The organism is Pseudaquabacterium rugosum, assembly GCF_038066575.1.
Taxonomy (GTDB): Bacteria; Pseudomonadota; Gammaproteobacteria; order Burkholderiales; family Burkholderiaceae_C; genus Pseudaquabacterium; species Pseudaquabacterium rugosum.
In genome coordinates this window covers 185,468-200,660 of the sequence record NZ_JBBUTF010000012.1, presented here as the reverse complement: position 1 = coordinate 200,660, position 15,193 = coordinate 185,468, and the positions used below count along the sequence as shown (strand labels likewise).

Annotated in this window: 17 protein-coding genes; 11 read left to right on the top strand and 6 right to left on the bottom strand. The window is 72.4% G+C overall.

Annotation, left to right across the window (positions count from 1 at the left end; all coding sequences use genetic code 11):
• Nucleotides 1-2 precede the first annotated feature (2 nt).
• From AACH11_RS14370 to acuI, 11 genes are all read left to right on the top strand, one after another.
• Nucleotides 3-551 (top strand): GTP-binding protein, encoded by a 549-nt coding sequence (locus tag AACH11_RS14370; RefSeq protein WP_341374924.1) that lies wholly within the window; start codon nt 3-5, stop codon nt 549-551.
• Nucleotides 551-1,198 carry a hypothetical protein gene (locus AACH11_RS14365; RefSeq protein WP_341374923.1) on the top strand — a complete coding sequence of 216 codons (648 nt, stop codon included), beginning with the start codon at nt 551-553 and terminating at the stop codon, nt 1,196-1,198. Before AACH11_RS14370 ends, AACH11_RS14365 begins: the two co-directional genes overlap by 1 nt.
• Nucleotides 1,199-1,320: 122 nt before the next feature.
• Complete coding sequence (locus AACH11_RS14360) at nt 1,321-1,683, top strand: roadblock/LC7 domain-containing protein (protein WP_341374922.1); 363 nt, start codon at nt 1,321-1,323, stop codon at nt 1,681-1,683.
• Nucleotides 1,684-1,726: 43 nt separating this feature from the next.
• Nucleotides 1,727-2,221, top strand: a complete 495-nt coding sequence (locus tag AACH11_RS14355) for a PAS domain-containing protein (protein WP_341374921.1) — start codon at nt 1,727-1,729, stop codon at nt 2,219-2,221.
• On the top strand, nt 2,218-2,970 hold the full coding sequence (locus tag AACH11_RS14350) for a PhnD/SsuA/transferrin family substrate-binding protein (RefSeq protein WP_341374920.1): 753 nt from the start codon (nt 2,218-2,220) through the stop codon (nt 2,968-2,970). The genes AACH11_RS14355 and AACH11_RS14350 overlap by 4 nt, the downstream gene beginning before the upstream one ends.
• Nucleotides 2,971-2,985: 15 nt before the next feature.
• Nucleotides 2,986-4,311 carry a FimV/HubP family polar landmark protein gene (locus tag AACH11_RS14345; protein WP_341374919.1) on the top strand — a complete coding sequence of 442 codons (1,326 nt, stop codon included), beginning with the start codon at nt 2,986-2,988 and terminating at the stop codon, nt 4,309-4,311.
• A 156-nt stretch (nt 4,312-4,467) separates the two neighbouring features.
• Nucleotides 4,468-5,526 (top strand): hypothetical protein, encoded by a 1,059-nt coding sequence (locus tag AACH11_RS14340; RefSeq protein ID WP_341374918.1) that lies wholly within the window; start codon nt 4,468-4,470, stop codon nt 5,524-5,526.
• A 91-nt stretch (nt 5,527-5,617) separates the two neighbouring features.
• Nucleotides 5,618-7,366 (top strand): MFS transporter, encoded by a 1,749-nt coding sequence (locus AACH11_RS14335; protein WP_341374917.1) that lies wholly within the window; start codon nt 5,618-5,620, stop codon nt 7,364-7,366.
• Between the two features lie 30 nt (nt 7,367-7,396).
• Nucleotides 7,397-7,744: a TfoX/Sxy family protein gene (locus tag AACH11_RS14330; protein ID WP_341374916.1), complete on the top strand. Its 348-nt coding sequence runs from the start codon at nt 7,397-7,399 to the stop codon at nt 7,742-7,744.
• A 2-nt stretch (nt 7,745-7,746) separates the two neighbouring features.
• Nucleotides 7,747-8,403 carry a glutathione S-transferase family protein gene (locus AACH11_RS14325; RefSeq protein ID WP_341374915.1) on the top strand — a complete coding sequence of 219 codons (657 nt, stop codon included), beginning with the start codon at nt 7,747-7,749 and terminating at the stop codon, nt 8,401-8,403.
• Nucleotides 8,404-8,506: 103 nt separating this feature from the next.
• Nucleotides 8,507-9,502 (top strand): acrylyl-CoA reductase (NADPH), encoded by a 996-nt coding sequence (gene acuI / locus AACH11_RS14320; RefSeq protein WP_341374914.1) that lies wholly within the window; start codon nt 8,507-8,509, stop codon nt 9,500-9,502.
• 64 nt (nt 9,503-9,566) lie between these two features.
• Here acuI and AACH11_RS14315 read toward each other — a convergent pair whose 3' ends face one another.
• The 6 genes from AACH11_RS14315 to AACH11_RS14290 form a co-directional block, all read right to left on the bottom strand.
• Nucleotides 9,567-10,550, bottom strand: coding sequence for a fumarylacetoacetate hydrolase family protein (locus AACH11_RS14315; protein ID WP_341374913.1), 984 nt, complete (start codon nt 10,548-10,550; stop codon nt 9,567-9,569).
• Nucleotides 10,551-10,556: 6 nt separating this feature from the next.
• Nucleotides 10,557-11,348, bottom strand: a complete 792-nt coding sequence (locus tag AACH11_RS14310) for a cyclase family protein (RefSeq protein WP_341374912.1) — start codon at nt 11,346-11,348, stop codon at nt 10,557-10,559.
• A gap of 13 nt (nt 11,349-11,361) precedes the next feature.
• Nucleotides 11,362-12,492 (bottom strand): FAD-dependent oxidoreductase, encoded by a 1,131-nt coding sequence (locus AACH11_RS14305; RefSeq protein ID WP_341374911.1) that lies wholly within the window; start codon nt 12,490-12,492, stop codon nt 11,362-11,364.
• A gap of 4 nt (nt 12,493-12,496) precedes the next feature.
• Nucleotides 12,497-12,862: a Rieske (2Fe-2S) protein gene (locus AACH11_RS14300; protein WP_341374910.1), complete on the bottom strand. Its 366-nt coding sequence runs from the start codon at nt 12,860-12,862 to the stop codon at nt 12,497-12,499.
• Between the two features lie 42 nt (nt 12,863-12,904).
• On the bottom strand, nt 12,905-13,849 hold the full coding sequence (locus AACH11_RS14295) for a VOC family protein (RefSeq protein ID WP_341374909.1): 945 nt from the start codon (nt 13,847-13,849) through the stop codon (nt 12,905-12,907).
• 91 nt (nt 13,850-13,940) lie between these two features.
• Nucleotides 13,941-15,116 carry an alpha/beta hydrolase family protein gene (locus AACH11_RS14290; protein ID WP_341374908.1) on the bottom strand — a complete coding sequence of 392 codons (1,176 nt, stop codon included), beginning with the start codon at nt 15,114-15,116 and terminating at the stop codon, nt 13,941-13,943.
• Nucleotides 15,117-15,193: the final 77 nt, after the last annotated feature.

The following is a 15,193-nucleotide window of genomic DNA, read 5'->3' as shown; positions in this document are numbered from 1 at the left end:
CGATGTCCATGGCAGAAACCAATCACAAGATCATCTTCACGGGTCCGGTCGGCTCAGGGAAAACGACCGCCATCGCATCGATCAGCGACACGCCTCCGGTCAGCACCGACGAGGCGGCCACCGACATGACGCTGGACCGCAAGCCCAAGACCACGGTGGCCATGGACTACGGCCAGATCGTGCTGGGCAAGAACGCCAAGGTGCATCTGTACGGCACACCGGGCCAGGAACGCTTCAACTTCATGTGGGAGATCCTGACCAAGGGCGGCATCGGCCTGGTGCTGCTGCTGGACAACACGCGTCCGACCCCGTTCAAGGACCTGCAGTTCTACGTCCAGGCCTTCCGCAACTTCATCGACTCGACCCAGCTGGTCATCGGCATCACGCAGATGGACCTCAAGAACACGCCGACCGTCGACGACTACCACCGCCAGCTGGCCGAGCTGGACCTGGAGGCGCCGATCTTCGAGGTCGATGCACGTCAGCGCGGTGATGTCTCGATGCTGGTGCAGGCGCTGCTGCTGTCGATCGACCCCGGGTTGAAGGTGTGATGTCGACCTACGTCCTCAACCGCGAGCTCTACCTCCATCCGACACCGGGCGGGGCCTATTACGCGGTCAGCCGCACCCAGGACGAGACGCCGCGCCGGATGTTGCAGGCCCTGCTGCGCGAGCCCGAGAGCCCGCGCCTGAGCACCGAGCTGCTCGGCCGCTGGACCGGCATGGCCGAACAGGACGCGATGCGCCTGCTGATGCACATGCAGGCCGGCGGGCTGATCGAGGGCCTGGACGCGCCGCTGCAGGCCCCGTCCGACAGCCTGGAGACCATGCTGCCCGAGCTGCTGGCCCAGCTCTCGGACACCGGCAAGGCCGTGCTGGCCGAGGCCCGCGGCCTGCACATCGGCTCGGCCGGCTTCAACCACGAGAGCACCGAGGAGTTCGCCGCCCTGGCCGCCGACCTGATGGCCGTGCACGAGCGTCATGAACGCCTGTTGCACCGCAATGCCCGCGCCCGCGGCGACGGCTGGGGCCTGGTCAATGCCAGCGGCTATGCCGAGATCGGCTTCTGGCCGCTGCATGTCGGCAGCCAACGCTTCCTGCTGGTCATCGGTGGCCAGCCCCAGTTCAACCAGGCGGCCTACACCACCCTGGTCTGGACACTGGCCGTGCGTTACGGCGGTGTCAGTGCCGGGCCTTGAGGCCCGGCGGTGTGGCATCGGCGTGGCGGGCCTCCGGCGCGCCCGCCGGTGATGCCCGATCCGTTCTTCCGCTCTTCCGTTCCTTCCTCCCGCTTCCAGACTCCTTCCCGAGGTCACTTTCCATGCGCGCAGACGTCCTGAACTCCATCCTGGCCGAACTCAATGGCTCTTCCGCCGACATCGAGGCCTCGGCCGTGCTGTCGACCGACGGCCTGATGATGGCCTCCATGCTGCCGCAGTCGCTCGACGAGGACCGCGTCGGCGCGATGGGCGCGGCCATGCTGTCGCTGGGTGACCGCACCTCGCGCGAACTGCAGCGCGGCGAGCTCGAACAGGTGCTGGTCAAGGGCAGCAAGGGCTATGTGCTGATGACCCACGCCGGCCCCGATGCCGTGCTGTCGGTGCTGTGCAAGCCCAATGCCCGCCTGGGCCTGATCTTCCTCGACGTCAAGCGCGCCGCCGAGAGCGTCAGCAAGATCATCTGAGACCCGGCCGCCAGGACCTGATCCGTCGGCAGCGAGCACGACCATGAGCATCTCCGACCCGGCCGGCCAACCGGCCGCGCCTGACCGCGTCCAGACCCTGCGCCATGCCGACGGCATGGTGCGCACGGTGACGGTGCGCGACGAGGAATTCCCCTATCCCGACGGCAAGCTGATCGTCTCGCGGGCCGATCCCGAGGGGCGCATCACGCAGGCCAACGCGGCCTTCGTCACCATGTCCGGCTACACGCTGGACGAGCTGATGGGGCAGCCCCACTACATCCTGCGCCATCCGGACATGCCGGCGGCCGCCTTCGCCGACATGTGGCAGACCCTGCAGCGTGGCGACAAGTGGCACGGCTACGTGAAGAACCTGCGCAAGGACGGGTCCTATTACTGGGTGTACGCGACCGTGATCCCGAACGTGCGGGCGGGCGAGGTCGTCGGCTACACCTCGGTGCGCCGCAAGCCCTCGCGCACCCGGATCACCGAATGCATCGAGAGCTACGCGCGCATGCGCGCCGAGGAGAACCCGTCGTGAGCGTGCCGCTGCTGACCGTCAGCCCCGATTTTCCGAACGATCACATCGCCGGCTGGTTCGTCTTCAACACCTGGCTGCAGAAGCGTCTGGGCCAGCGCGTGCACCTGGAGCTGTACCCTGATTTCCAGAGTCAGCGCGAGGCCATCGGCCGCGGCGAGATCGACCTCATCTACTGCAACCCCTTCGATGCCGCGGCCCTCGTGCGCGAGCACGGCTTCCAGGCCGTGGCCGCGCCGCTGGCCACGCCCGACGAGGCGGTGGTGGCGGTGGCCGCGGCTTCGGCCGTGCAGTGCGTCGAGGATCTGCAGCCCGGCACCCGGGTGGCGATGACGGCCGACCCGGACGTCAACATGGTCGGCAAGATCATGCTGGAGCCGGCCGACCTGGACGTCGCCAACACCGTGCCCGTGCCCTGCGCCAGCTACGTGCTGGTGGCCAAGCGTCTGATGCGGGGCGAGGCCGATGTCGGCTTCTTCCTCAAGGACGCGTTCGAGGCGCTGAGCCCGGTCATCCGCAAGGAACTGCGCCCGCTGGTCATCAGCGAGATCAGCGTGATCCGCCACGTCTTCCTGGTCGGTCCGCGCTGCCGCGAGATGGCCGAGCCGCTGCTGCAGGCCCTGCTGTCGATGAACGTGCCGGACAGCGCGGATCACCGGGTGCTCGAGGGTCTGGCCCTGCGCGGCTGGGAGGCGACGCAGGCCGAGGACACCGAGTTCATGATCGACCTGATGGACACGCTGCTGGACTGAATGGGCAGGGCGTCGATGTCCAAGGTCGTTCCGTCTGCGCTGTCGCCCGTGCGGGCGGCGGTCTGCTGTCTGCTGGCGCTGGTCTGCGTGTGGCCGTCGGGGGTCGGGGCTGCGCCGCCTGCCGTGGCCGGCGGGTCCGCGCGCGGCGCCCTGCCGGCCGGCGTGTGGGTGCCCGAGGCGGCGGCCCGCGAACTCGGCGTCACCGCACCCAACGACACGCTGTGGCAGATCGCGCGTCGCGTGCAGGCGCCGGGCCTGACGCCGCATCAGGTGATGGTGGCGTTGGCGCGCCGCAATCCGCAGGCCTTCGTCGGCGGCAACATGTTCTGGCTGCGCGTCGGCGTGCCGCTGGTGTTGCCCTCGCGGGCCGAGCTGCTGGCCGAGCCGGCCACGCCGTCGGAGGTCCTGGTCGCGACCCATCGTCGTGCCTGGCAGGCCGGCCGTGCGCTGGCGCCGGACTGGTCGACGGTGCCCCGGGCGGCGGTGCGGCCGGCCGAAGGGACGGCTGATCCGGCGGTGGCAAGGCCGTCGGCAGCGCCATCGCTTCCGCCTTCTGCTCCTTCGACTGCGCCTGCGCCTGCGCCTGCGCCTGCCCTGGCGCCGGCTGCGGTGCCGGTCGCCGGGCCGGTGCCGGCGGTGTCGCTGCCGGTGCTGCCGCCGCCCGAGGCCACGCCCGCTGTTCCGCCCGCGGCAGGATCGGCGGCGGCCGTCGCCGGGTCTGCCGCCAACCCCGCGGCGGCCGGCACATCGACGGGCACATCGGCGGGTGCCACGACGCCCGTGGCTGAGCCCGCGCCCGCGCCCGCGCCGATCGCCGCCGTCCTGCCGCCACGCGGTCTTGACGCGTCGTGGTTGTGGGCGCCGTTCGCGCTGCTGCTGGCCGGTGGCGGGCTGCTGTGGTGGTGGCGTCTGGGCCGCGGTGACGGCTTCGCCCGCACCGAGCCGGCGTCGCCGCCGGCCTCGGCCCGGGCGCCGGCCTCGTCCACCACGGCCCGTGCCCTTGCGGCGGCGGCCCCGGCGGCCCCGGCGGCACGCCCGGCCCCGGCCCCGGCTCCGGCTCCGGCCGCCCCTCGTCCGGTGGCCACGCCCAGCGTGGCGGCCGGGCCGACCCCGCCGGGCCGGCCGACCACGGCCGCCGTCTGGCAGGCGGCCACGTCGTCTCCCGTACGGCCGTCGGCGCGCGCCGACGGCGAGAGCGAGCTGGAGCTGCTGGTCGCCAAGGCCTATCTGGAGCTGGGCCAGGCCCCGGCCGCCCGTGAATGGCTGGACGCGCTGGCCGCCCATGCGCCGGTTGCCGTGCGCGAGGAAGCCGCTCGCCTGCTGCGCTGGAACAGCGCCTGAGCCGGACATCACGGATCGACCGCCACGCTGAGCCGCGGTCGGATCGGGACCGGTCACGGACATGACACGATCACCGGATGAGTGCGCATCCGGCGCATCGGGCAGACGGCCGGACTGAGGGGATCAGTCCGGCGGTCGACGAGGAGGACAAGAGACTTGAACCGAGATCCCAAATCGATCCGGCGGCGGGCGCTGCTGGCCACGCTGGCGCCGGTGCTCGACGAGCACACGCTGCTGCGCGAGCTCTGGCATCTGCAGGACGCGCTGCGTGGCGAGGCCGTGGGCGACATCATCGAGCTGATCGACGCGCTGGCCGCCCGCCAGGGCGTGCCGGCGGCCTCGTGCAAGCGGCTCTACACCGAGCTGTTCCGCACCCTGCGTCTGGGCGATGACGCGCTGCCGCCCGATCCCTGGCCGGCGATGCAGGCCGTGCGGCCGCCGGCCGAGCCTGTCGCGCCGGTTCCGGCGAGGCCGCCGGTCGCCCCCGCGGCTGCGCCCGCCCGGCCCGGGGGCGCCGGGCTCCTCGGCTCACCGGGCGCCTGGCCGACCGCGGCCGATGACACCGCCACCTCGCCGTTCGTGCTGCCCTTCCTGGCCGGTGCGCCGGCCGTGCGTCCGGCGCTGCGGACGGCGATGACGCTGCCGGTGATGGCCATGCCCTCGACGGCGTTCCCGTCCGCCGGGCCGGCGCCGTTCGGTGCCGGCTTCGCCGCGCCGTTCCGGGCGGCGCCGGCCGTGCCCGCGGTGGGGGGTGGGGCGGCGGCCCCGGCCGCCCCGGCAATCGGTGCGGCCGACGTGGCCGATCTGGCCGATCTGGCCGATGCCCCCGAGCCGGTGGATCCCCTGGCCGGCATCGCCGCCCGCGTCCATGGCGCGGTCATGCGCGCGCTGGTGGCGGAGGTGCAACGCCACCACCGTGAGGCGCTCGACGAGATCCGCAACGATGCGCTGCGCCTGCTGGCCGGCAGCCCGATGCCCGCCCGCCTGCGCGAGCCCTTCGCACGCGCCTGGGAGCGGCCGCTGAGCCACGACTGGGTGCTGGCCGGCAGCCCGACCGAGCTGGCCGCGCTGGTGCGGCTGATGCACCGCGCGCTCGAGCTGTCGTTCGGCCGCGTCGGTGCCGACCACATCCTGCAGCGCGCGGCCACGGCCGCCGACGGCGTGCCCGAGGCCGCGCAGTTCCCGCCGGCCCGCCTGCTGCCGCCGATGGTCTGACGGGCCCGGCCCGCGACCGCTCCTCCGCGCGGATCCTTTCCGCCCCGCAGTCCCCCCCTGACGTCCACCCTGGCCCACCTGGCAGTCCACCATGGCGAACACATCGACCGCGCCCGGCTCTTCCGACGAGCCCGTCGGCAGCACCACGGCGCAGCCCCTCGGCCGTGACGAGCGACGGGTGATCCTGGCGTCCTCGCTGGGCACCGTCTTCGAGTGGTATGACTTCTACCTCTACGGCGCACTGGCGGCCGTCATCTCGCGCCAGTTCTTCAGCGGGCTGGATCCGACGGCCGCCTTCATCTTCGCGCTGCTGGCCTTCGCCGCCGGCTTCATCGTGCGGCCGCTGGGCGCCATCTGGTTCGGCCGCCTGGGCGACACCCGTGGGCGCAAGAAGACCTTCCTGCTGACGATCGTCCTGATGGGCGTGTCCACCTTCTGCGTCGGCCTGCTGCCGGGCTACCAGACGCTGGGCTCGCTGTCGCCGGCGCTGCTGGTGCTGCTGCGCCTGGTGCAGGGTCTGGCCATCGGCGGCGAGTACGGCGGCGCGGCCATCTACGTCGCCGAGCATGCACCGCAGCACCGGCGCGGGGCCTACACCGGCTGGATCCAGACCACCGCCACCGCCGGCCTGCTGCTGTCGCTGCTGGTGATCATGGGCACCCGCCAGCTGCTGGGCGAGGCCGCCTTCGACGACTGGGGCTGGCGCCTGCCTTTCCTGCTGTCGGCGCTGCTGCTGGGCATCAGCGTGTTCATCCGGCTGCGGATGGCGGAGTCGCCGGTGTTCGAGCGCATGCGCGAGGACGGCAAGGTCAGCCAGGCGCCGCTGTCCGAGTGCTTCGGCCAGTGGCGGCACCTGAAGGTGCTGGCGCTGGCGCTGTTCGGCCTGGTGGCCGGGCAGGCCGTGGTCTGGTACACGGGGCAGTTCTACGCGCTGTTCTTCCTCACCACGGTGCTGCGCGTCGATGCCACCCTGGCCCACATCCTGATGAGCATCGCGCTGGTGCTGGGCACGCCGTTCTTCGTGCTCTTCGGCCTGCTGTCGGACCGCATCGGGCGCAAGCCGGTGATCCTCGGCGGGCTGGCGCTGGCCTGCCTGTGCTGGTTCCCGCTGTTCCAGGCCCTGACCCAGGCGGCCAACCCGGGCCTGGTGCAGGCCCAGGCGCGGGCCCCGGTCGAGGTGCTGGCCGATCCCATGACCTGCTCCTTCCAGGGCAGCCCGATCGCGCGCGAGACCGACTTCACCTCGGCCTGTGACCTGGCCAAGCGGGCGCTGACCCAGCAGGGCATCCCGTACACCAACGTCGAGCTGCCCTCGGGCAGCGGGGCGATCGTCGGTGTCGGCTCGCGCGAGATCACGCCGCCCAACGCGCGCCTGCTGCCCGACCGCAGCGGCTTCACGGTCGAGAGCGCGCAGGAGATCGCCCGCTTCCGCCAGACCCTGGCCGCCACGCTGATCCAGGCCGGCCATCCGCAGCGCGCCGATCCGGCGCAGATGAACAAGCCGGCCATCGTCGCCATCCTGTTCGTGCTGATCGTGCTGGTGGCCATGGTCTACGGGCCGCTGGCGGCCGCGCTGGTCGAGCTGTTCCCCAGCCGCATCCGCTACACCGCGCTCAGCCTGCCCTACCATGTGGGCAATGGCTGGTTCGGCGGCTTGATGCCCACCATCGCCTTCGCGATGGTGGCCGGCAGCGGCGACATCTACCAGGGCCTGTGGTATCCGGTGGTCATCGCCGGCATGACGCTGGTCGTGGGCCTGGTGGCGCTGCGCGAGACCAAGGACGTCGACATCTACGCCAAGTTCCTCTACTGGCACCCCAAGGGCGGCCTGGGCAGGTGATGCCTGCGGTGGCCGCCAGGAGCACATCCCATGGCCACCGACGCTGATTTCATCGCCTATGTGCTGGACCAGGCGGCCTTGCCCGGCCTGGGCCATCGCCGCATGTTCGGCGAGTACGCCTTGTACCTGGAGGGCCGGGTGGTGGGCTTCGCCTGCGACAACCAGCTCTTCCTGAAGCCCACCGAGGCCGCGCGGGCGCTGCTGGACACCCCGCGCGAGGGCCAGCCCTGGCCCGGTGCCCGGCCGCACTGGCTGCTGGCCGACGAACTGGAAGACCGCCTGCTGCTGCAGCGCCTGCTGCGCGAGACGGCGGCCGCGCTGCCGCTGCCGGCACCCAAGACCCCGCGCCGCAAGGGCGCCGCCACCGCGAAGGCCTGACCATGTACCGACTGCACGGATTCTCCCAATCGGGCAACACCTACAAGGTGGCGCTGGCCCTGCAGGCGCTCGGCCTGGACTGGCAGCCGGTGCACCTGTCCTTCGACGACTTCCTGGCCGGCGCCACCCGCGCGGCCGACTGGCGCGAGGGCATGAGCGTGATGGGCGAGGTGCCGCTGCTGGACACGCCCGACGGCCGCCGCCTGAGCCAGTCCGGCGCCATCCTGCTGGAGCTGGCGCGGCGGCACGGGGCGCTCGGTGGCCGTGACGCCGACGAGGCCTACGAGGTGCAGCGCTGGCTGTTCTTCGACAACCACAAGTTCACCAGTTATCTCGCCACCCAGCGCTTCCTGAAATCCTTCGCGCCGACGACGCCGGAGCCGGCCGTCACCCACTGGCTGGCCGGCCGCGTACAGGCTGCGTTCAGCGTGCTGGAGCAGCATCTGCAGGGCCGTGACTGGGTGGTCGGCTACGGGCCCACCCTCGCCGATTGCTCGCTGGCCGGCTATGTGTACTTCCCGGCCGAGGAGACCGGCGTGGACATCGACGCCGCCTGGCCGGCCATCGCCGCCTGGCGACGCCGGCTCGCGGCCACGCTGCCGGGCTGGCGTGAGCCCTACGCGATGCTGCCCGGCGCGCCACGGCCGCCCCTGCGCTGACGTTCTGGCGTTGACGTTCCGGCACCGAGGTTCCGGCACTGACGCCCCTGATCATGACCGTCCGGCCCTGACGCCGGCGGCCGCCCCCCAGGAGACAGACCCCATGTTCCAGGCCCTGCTGATCGAACGCCCGGCGCCCGATGCGCCGCAGACCTGCGCCCTGCGCACGCTGGACGAGGCCGCGCTGCCGGCCGGCGAGGTCACCGTGCGCATCAGCCACTCGACGCTGAACTACAAGGACGCGCTGGCCATCACCGGCCGCGCGCCGATCGCCCGCATCTGGCCGCTGGTGCCCGGCATCGACTTCGCCGGCACGGTCGAGGCCTCGGCCGATCCGGCCTGGCAGGTCGGCGATGCGGTGGTGCTCAATGGCTGGGGCGTCGGCGAGAACCACTGGGGCGGCCTGGCGCAGAAGGCCCGCGTGCCCGGCCGCTTCCTGGTGCCGCTGCAGGCGCCGTTCACCGCGCGCCAGGCGATGGGCATCGGCACCGCCGGCTACACCGCCATGCTGTGCGTGCTGGCGCTGGAGCGCCACGGCCTGAAGCCCGGCGCCGGCCCGGTGCTGGTGACCGGCGCGGCAGGCGGCGTGGGCAGCATCGCGGTGGCGGTGCTGGCGCGGCTGGGCTTCGAGGTCGCCGCCCTGACCGGCCGGCCCGAACAGGGCGATTTCCTGCGTAGCCTGGGCGCCGCCCGCATCGTCGACCGGGCCGACTACGCCCGCCCCGGCAAGCCCCTGGCCCGCGAGACCTGGGCCGGCGCCGTCGACGTGGCCGGCGGCGCGGTGCTGGCCAACGTCTGCGCGGCGATGCGCTACGACGGCGTCGTCGCCGCCTGCGGCCTGGCCGCCGGCATGGACTGGCCCGCCACCGTCGCACCCTTCATCCTGCGCGGCGTCACGCTCGCCGGCGTCGAGAGCGTGATGGTGCCGTACGAGCGGCGCCTGCAGGCCTGGCAGCGCCTGGCCCGCGATCTGGACCCGGCGCTGCTGGAGTCGCTGCTGAGCGACATCGGCCTGGCGCAGGCCATCGAGACGGCACCGCGCATCCTGGCGGGTGAGGTGAGGGGCCGGGTGGTGGTGGACGTGGGGCAGGTGGGCTGAGGCCGTCGTACCGATCGGCACCCGCCCGCCACTCACCCGACATCAGTCCGACATCAGTCCGACATCAGCCCACCCGCACCCGCTGCTCGATCACCCCGAACGGCCCCCGGCCGCCGTCGCCTTCGGCGCGTGCCTCCATCCGCACCCGGTCGCCGTCGCGCATGAAGCCGGTGCGGATGGCGCCGCCGTCGATCTTCTCGATCACGCGGCGTTCGGCGATGCAGGCCGAGCCGGCGCTGCGCGCGACGTTCGACACCGTGCCCGAGCCGACCACGCTGCCGGCGCTCAGGCGCCGCGTGCGGGCGGCGTGGGCGATCAGGCGGCCGAAGTCGAAGTGCATCTCGCGGCCGTGGGGCTCGCCGAAGCGCTCGCCGTTCCATTGCACGGCCAGGTTCAGGTGCACGCGGCCATCCTGCCAGTGGTCGCCGAGTTCGTCCGGCGTGAGGGCCAGCGGCGCGAAGGCGGTGCTGGGCTTGGCCTGCAGGAAGCCGAAGCCGGTGGCCATCTCGTGCGGGCCGAGGGCGCGCAGGCTCCAGTCGTTGATCTGCACCAGCAGGCGCACATGGTCGAGCGCTACCTCGGGCGGGGTGCCCATCGGCACCTCGCCGGTGATGACGCCGAACTCGCCCTCGAAGTCGATGCCGTGGGCGAGGTCGGGCAGCTGCACGTCCTGGCAGGGGCCGAGGAAGTCGTCGCTGGCGCCCTGGTACATCACCGGCACCGTGTCGAACAGCGGGATCGGCTCGGTGCCGAAGGCCTGCTCCATCAGCCGGCCGTGGTTCAGGAAGGCCGAGGCGTCCAGCCATTGCGGGGCGCGCGGCAGCGGCGCCCGCGCCAGGCGTGGATCGAAGTCGAAGGCCTGTGCGGCCTGGCCGGCGTCCAGCTGCCGCTGCAGGGCCTGTAATTCGCCGTACAGGCTGTCCCAGCGCTGCAGCACCTGCAGCAGGTGGTCGGCCCGCGGCCGGATGTCGACGCAGCGGCCGTGGTGGCGGTCGACCAGCACCGGGCGGCCGTCGAGGCTGCCGTCGTCGAGGGTGGCGAAGCGCATCGGGGTTCAGTCCTCGAAGATGGCGACCGCGCGGGTCCAGCCGGCCGAGGCGGCGCGGATCTTGTGCGGGAAGCAGCTGATCAGGAAGCCGGTAGGGGGCAGCGCCTCCAGGTTGTGCAGCTTCTCCAGATGGCAGTAGCCGATGTCGCGGCCGGCCTTGTGGCCTTCCCAGATGAGTGAGGTGTCACCGGTCTCGGCCACGCGGCGCGCGGTGTACGAGAAGGGCGCGTCCCAGCTCCAGGCGTCGGTGCCGGTCAGGCGCACGCCGCGCTCCAGCAGGAACATCGTCGCCGCGTGGCCCATGCCGCAGCCCGCACCCAGGTAATCGCGCTGGCCGTAGCGGCTGCCGGCGCGGGTGTTGACGACGACGATCTCCAGCGGCGACAGGGTGTGGCCGATGCGGTCGAGTTCGGCCTGCACCTCGGCGGCCGTCACCACGTGGCCGTCGGGCAGATGGCGGAAATCGAGCTTGACGCCGGGCTGGAAGCACCATTCCAGCGGCACCTCGTCGATCGTGATCGAGGGGCGGGCGCCGCCCGGCAGACCCGCATCCTGCGTGGCATGGAAATGCCAGGGCGCATCCAGATGGGTGCCGTTGTGGGTGGTCAGCGTCACCCATTCGGCGGCGGCGGCCTGGCCTTCGGGGTAGTCGGCCGGCGTGGTGCCCGGCAGCATGGCCATGAACTCGGGCAAGGTGTCCTGGTGCGACTGGTAGGTGATCTTCGGCGCCAGCGGGGGCGGGTCGGACAGCACGTCGTTCTCCAGGTAGATCGACATGTCGACGAAGCGGCGGGGCATCGGCGCGGTCTCCTCAGATCGGCTGTGCGAGCGCGGCCAGCGTCTCGCGGGTGATCCGCGCGTGCTCGTCCTTCGAGCCGCCTTCCATCTCGATGCGGCCCAGCCGGCCCGAGTTCTCGACCACCATGCGGCAGCGCTCCCAGCGCCGGGCCTGGAAGGCGGCGAGAGCGGCCGGCAGCTGCGCGTGCCGTGCCAGCTCGTCGGCCAGCACCAGCGCGTCCTCGATGCCGATGCAGGCGCCCGAGGCCATGTGCGGCGTGGTCGCGTGCACCGTGTCGCCGATCAGCACCACCCGGCCGCGGTACCAGTCGCCGTGCACCAGCAGGCCTTCGAGCGGGCGGTAGACGATCTGCGCGCCGTCGTCGATGCGTGCACGCAGTCCCTGCAGCACCGGATCGGGGAAGGGCTCCAGCAGCGCGCGCAGCGTGGGTGCGAAGCTGAGCGGGTCGACCCGCTCGTTGTGCGGCCGGTGCTCGGTCAGGAACAGGTAGAGGTGCTCGCGGTCGACCGGGTTGACGCCGGGCTTGACCGCGCCGCCCATCCACATCGTGATGGTCGTGATCTCGGGCGGGCGCGGCAGCACCGCGCGCCAGACGGCCTGGCCGCTGTAGGCCGGCTTCGGCGCGTCGGGCAGCAGCTGCTCGCGGGTGCGCGAGTACAGCCCGTCGGCGCCGATGACCAGGTCGTAGCGGGCCGTGCGGCCGTCGGTGAAGGTGACGTCGACGCCGTCGGCATCCTGCTGCATCGTCTGCGTGCTGCAGCCCAGATGCACCTGTGCGCCGCTGGCGCGCGTGGCCTCGGCCAGGATGCGGGCCAGCACCGGGCGCAGGATGGCGCCACCGCCGGGCACGTCGGCGCGTGCCAGGCGCGGCGTCGGCAGCTCGGCGATCACCGCGCCGTGCGGCAGGCGCAGCTGCACGCCGTCGCTGGCCGCGCCGGCCGCCAGGAAGGCATCGAGCACGCCGAGCTGGTCGAAGGCCCGCAGCGTGGCGCCGCCCAGGCTGATGCCGGCACCGTAGGAGCGCCAGCCGGGATCGATCTCGACCAGATCGACCTCGGCGCCGTGGCGGCGCAGCGCGATGGCCGCGGCCATGCCGGAAAAGCCGCCACCGATGATGAGGATGCGTCGGGCTGCGAGGGTCATGGTGTCAGTCTCCTGAGGATGGGGGTTCGGCGAGGTGGACCCCGCCTTGTGTGTCGATGTGCAGGGCCAGCGGCGTCAGGCCCAGACCGAGGGCCGCGCCGGCGGTGCAGACGCCCGTGGCCGGATCGAAGCGCGCGCCGTGGGCATGGCAGACGATGTGGCGCCCGTCGGCGCTGAGGTAGGCATCGCGCCGCCAGGCCAGTGGTGCGCCCGGCTGGTGCGGGCAGCTGTCGCGGAAGGCCCGCAGCACGCCGTCATGGCGGACGATGAAGGCCTGCTGCGCGGGCAGGCCGAGGGCCTGGCCTTCGGCCAGATCGCCGTCGCGGCAGAGGGCCGCCGTGCTGACGGGAAGCGTGAGGGGCTCGGGCATGGACGGCGGTCCGGGGTCTGCGGTGGCGGGACGGGCCGCGGCTCAGTCCTTGCGCGCCGGCGGGCCGCCGGGCAGCCACTTCTCGCGCGGCTGGAACAGGAACAGCTGCGAGGCGTCGGCGCTGATCGGCACCTCGCGCGCCGTCCACTGCGCGTCGTGCAGGTCCATGTCGGCGTCGTACTCGACATGGCAGGCCAGCGGGCTGTTGAAGTACCAGAACCAGTTCGAGCCCATGCGGTGGCGGCCCGGGCCCCAGAAGCTCTGGTAGCCCTTGTCGACCAGGCGGGTGCCGGCCTGCAGCACGGCCGTCGGTCCGCTCATGTGGAAGGTGAAGTGCTCGCAGCCCTGCATGAAGGGCGGGGTCTGGATCAGGAACAGCGTGTGGTGGTCCAGCGTGCCGGCCGGCTGCAGGAAGGGGCCGGCGCCGACCAGCCGGTCGGTGCAGCGGAAGCCCAGGCGCTGCGTGTAGAAGGCGGCCGCGCGCGGCTCGTCGGGCACGAAGTAGACGACGTGCGACAGCGTCAGCGGGCGTGCCGGGGCGTCCTCGGCCACGGCGGTGGCGTTGGGCCGGCGGCCGGCCGGCGAGCCCGGGGCGTTGACGGCCTCGGCCGGCGTGCGCAGCGGCCGGCGCACGCTGATCTGGAAGCCCAGCACGAAGCCCATGTCGTCGTGCGTCTCCAGCGTGCCGTCGGGCAGACGGCGCACCTCGCGGTCGCGGCCGAGTTCCTCGGCGATGGCCGCCAGCACCGTCTCGTCGGCCACGCCGTAGACGGTCTTGCGCAGGCGGTTGCCGGCGCCGCCCTGGGGCGGGGGCAGGGCGGGATCGTCGGCGTGGGCGATGACGATGGCCGTGCCGTCCTCGGCCTCGAAGCGGCCGCCGGCCGCGGTCAGGGCGATGGGCTGCAGGCCGTAGTCCTGCAGGAACTGCGCGCAGGCGGCGACGTCGTCGACGCCGAAGACCAGGGTGTCCGGTCCGATGATGTTCATGATGAGGGTCTCGCAAGGCCGGCGGCGCGCGGCGCGCACCGGCCGGAAGGTCGGAGGAAGGCAGGCCGTGGCCCGGGCCGGACCGAGGATCTCAGGGGCTGGTCGCGGCGGTGCGGCCGCCCAGCACCTCGGCCACCCAGTCGGCGATGTACTGGCCGGCGTTGATGCTGTTGTCGAAGCTGGCGTGCTGCGCGCCACCCTCGCGGTCGGTGAAGACCTTGAGCTCGCGCTTCGGGCTGTGGACCAGCTGCTCGAAGGTGCGTTCGGCCCACTTCAGCGGGATCTGGCTGTCCCTGGCCCCATGGGTGACGAGGAAGGGCACGCGGATGCGCTCGACCACGCCGTCCAGGTGCACGTCCTCGGCGATGCGCATGAAGTCGTCGATGTCCGTGGCGCCCCAGACCCAGCAGACATGGGCCCAGTAGTGCGGCACCGGGAAGTCGCCTTCCTTCTGCAGCCGGCGCTGCTGCACGTCGCGCCAGTCGTGGTTGGCGCCCCAGGCCACGCCGCAGGCGAAGCGCGGCTCCATGGCCACGGCGCGCGGACAGTAGTAGCCGCCGAGCGACACGCCCTCGCAGCCGATGCGGGCGGGATCGACCTGCGGATGGTCCTGCAGCCAGTCGACCACGCGCGAGGCCCAGTGCTCGGCATCGAAGCGGGCGGTCAGCCCGTGCAGGCGCAGTGCCTCGCCGGTGCCCGGCTGGTCCAGCACCAGCGAGGAGACCCCTCGCTTGGCCAGCCAGGCCGGCAGGCCGACCAGGTACTTCATCTCCTTGGTCGAGTCCAGGCCGTTGAGCTGCAGCAGCAGCGGCGCGCGCTCGCCCGGGCGCAGGCCCTCGGCCGGCAGGTAGAGGGCCGAAAGCTCGCGGCCCTCGTAGGGGATGGTCACGCGCTGCACGCGGTCGCCCAGCAGCCGCGAGCCCTGCTCGAACAGGGCCAGTTCACGGCGGTAGAGCGGCAGGCGGCCCGGTGCGTCGTGCGCCTGCAGGCGCTCGGCCGTGATCAGGTAGCTGGCGGCGCGGCGCAGCTTCTCGCCGGCCGAGCAGGCGCGGCCGTGGGCCAGATCCTCGTCGGCGAGCTCGCACAGGCGATCGGCCATGGCCACCCAGGTCTCGCGGAAGGCCTGGGTGCCGGCGGCGTCCGGTGCCCGCGCCGCCTCCTGCAGCGGGGCGCACATCTGCTCGATCTCGCCGATGCGCGCGCCCATCTCGATGGCCAGGTCGACCGAGAGGTTCCAGACGTAGTTCGTGGGGAAGTACTTGAACATGGTGGCCGCAGTCTCGCGGCCACCCCCGGGCTGGCACCAGCGGATTCGGTGCAGTCCAGCTTTCGGTCTGACAGGAC

Coding starts and splice junctions, on each gene's coding strand:
- AACH11_RS14370 (WP_341374924.1), top strand. CDS start 3: ATGTCCATGGCAGAAACCAATCACAAGATCATCTTCACGGGTCCGGTC.
- AACH11_RS14365 (WP_341374923.1), top strand. CDS start 551: ATGTCGACCTACGTCCTCAACCGCGAGCTCTACCTCCATCCGACACCG.
- AACH11_RS14360 (WP_341374922.1), top strand. CDS start 1,321: ATGCGCGCAGACGTCCTGAACTCCATCCTGGCCGAACTCAATGGCTCT.
- AACH11_RS14355 (WP_341374921.1), top strand. CDS start 1,727: ATGAGCATCTCCGACCCGGCCGGCCAACCGGCCGCGCCTGACCGCGTC.
- AACH11_RS14345 (WP_341374919.1), top strand. CDS start 2,986: ATGTCCAAGGTCGTTCCGTCTGCGCTGTCGCCCGTGCGGGCGGCGGTC.
- AACH11_RS14335 (WP_341374917.1), top strand. CDS start 5,618: ATGGCGAACACATCGACCGCGCCCGGCTCTTCCGACGAGCCCGTCGGC.
- AACH11_RS14330 (WP_341374916.1), top strand. CDS start 7,397: ATGGCCACCGACGCTGATTTCATCGCCTATGTGCTGGACCAGGCGGCC.
- AACH11_RS14325 (WP_341374915.1), top strand. CDS start 7,747: ATGTACCGACTGCACGGATTCTCCCAATCGGGCAACACCTACAAGGTG.
- acuI (WP_341374914.1), top strand. CDS start 8,507: ATGTTCCAGGCCCTGCTGATCGAACGCCCGGCGCCCGATGCGCCGCAG.
- AACH11_RS14315 (WP_341374913.1), bottom strand. CDS start 10,550: ATGCGCTTCGCCACCCTCGACGACGGCAGCCTCGACGGCCGCCCGGTG.
- AACH11_RS14310 (WP_341374912.1), bottom strand. CDS start 11,348: ATGCCCCGCCGCTTCGTCGACATGTCGATCTACCTGGAGAACGACGTG.
- AACH11_RS14305 (WP_341374911.1), bottom strand. CDS start 12,492: ATGACCCTCGCAGCCCGACGCATCCTCATCATCGGTGGCGGCTTTTCC.
- AACH11_RS14300 (WP_341374910.1), bottom strand. CDS start 12,862: ATGCCCGAGCCCCTCACGCTTCCCGTCAGCACGGCGGCCCTCTGCCGC.
- AACH11_RS14295 (WP_341374909.1), bottom strand. CDS start 13,849: ATGAACATCATCGGACCGGACACCCTGGTCTTCGGCGTCGACGACGTC.
- AACH11_RS14290 (WP_341374908.1), bottom strand. CDS start 15,116: ATGTTCAAGTACTTCCCCACGAACTACGTCTGGAACCTCTCGGTCGAC.